We start from the raw sequence: 1,234 nt of genomic DNA, 5'->3' as shown, positions 1-1,234 counted from the left end.
AGAAAGCAAGATTACCAATAATACAAAATGGTTAATTATCAACTCTCCTTCTAATCCAACTGGGTCAACTTATTCTGAACAAGAAATAAAAAATTTATCACAAGTTTTAAAAAGAAATCCACATGTAAATATTTTGAGTGACGATATTTATGAGCACATTACTTATGGTGGTTTTAAATTTTTTACTATTGCTCAAATTCCGGAATTGAAAAATAGAGTTGTTACAATGAATGGAGTAAGCAAGTCATACGCAATGACTGGATGGAGGATAGGTTACGCTGCCGGTCCAAAAGAAATTATTAAAGCAATATCGAAAATACAATCACAATCAACTACGAATCCTTCATCAATAAGTCAAGCAGCTGCTGTAGAGGCACTTAATGGTAATCAAGATTTTATATCTATAAGAGCAAAAGCATTTGAAGAAAGAAGAGATTTTGTTGTAAATACACTTAATTCTATTAATGGAATTAAATGTTTAAAACCAGATGGTGCTTTTTATGTCTTCCCAAGCTGCAAAAACTTAATTGGTAAAAAAGATATAAACGGAAAAAAAATTGAAAATGATACTGATTTTGTGCAGTCACTTTTAGAAAACAATGGCGTTGCTGTTGTGCAAGGGTCTGCATTTGGATTGGAAGGTTATTTTAGAATTTCATATGCTACATCTATGGAAAATTTGAAAAAAGCACTTCAAAAAATCTCTGACTTTTGTGAAAGCTTGAAATAAAATTTAAGAAAATTTTAATTTTGGCTTAAGATTTTTTTTGCAGGTATAGTTTTTTTTATCCATGCCTTTGGGATCGTGCCTACACCTTTCAATGCAGAAAAGTAAGCACCGATAAAATTAGATCTAGAACAATTACATCCACCTGCTTTGATTGTTTTTAATATAGCTGATTTATAGTTCTTTGAACTCAAAATTGCATGAATAGAGCTATTAAATGTTCCAGGATAACTGCAGGCCATACCAAATTTCTTAACTATTTTACTATGGGGTTCTTTTTTTAATTTTTTTAGAAGATTAATATCTTCAACAATTTTTTTAAAATGATTATTTTTTCTATAAATTTTGGTAAATTCTCTTATAGGATCTTTTGTACCTTTTAAAGCAAGATCTAATAAATAAAATTTAGCCAAACTGTATTTAATACTTAGTTTAGATATCGTGATTATTGAAATAATTTTTTTTAAAGATTTTAAATTATTAAAATATAAAAAGTAAGGTAGTGTT

The 1,234-nt window shown here is 28.3% G+C and carries 2 protein-coding genes; one reads left to right on the top strand and one right to left on the bottom strand.

Annotation, left to right across the window (positions count from 1 at the left end):
* Positions 1–730 (top strand): aminotransferase class I/II-fold pyridoxal phosphate-dependent enzyme (locus tag AMN80_RS04745; RefSeq protein ID WP_143323383.1); only part of this gene is annotated, 730 nt, incomplete at its 5' end.
* Positions 731–744: 14 nt separating this feature from the next.
* Here AMN80_RS04745 and AMN80_RS04740 read toward each other — a convergent pair.
* A partial coding sequence (locus tag AMN80_RS04740; RefSeq protein WP_143323382.1) for an ADP-ribosylglycohydrolase family protein occupies positions 745–1,234 on the bottom strand: 490 nt, incomplete at its 5' end.

It is taken from the genome of Candidatus Pelagibacter communis (assembly GCF_001179985.1).
Taxonomy (GTDB): domain Bacteria; phylum Pseudomonadota; class Alphaproteobacteria; order Pelagibacterales; family Pelagibacteraceae; genus Pelagibacter; species Pelagibacter ubique_J.
Note: the sequence above shows the minus strand (reverse complement) of the source record. Positions and strands in the feature narration are given on the sequence as shown.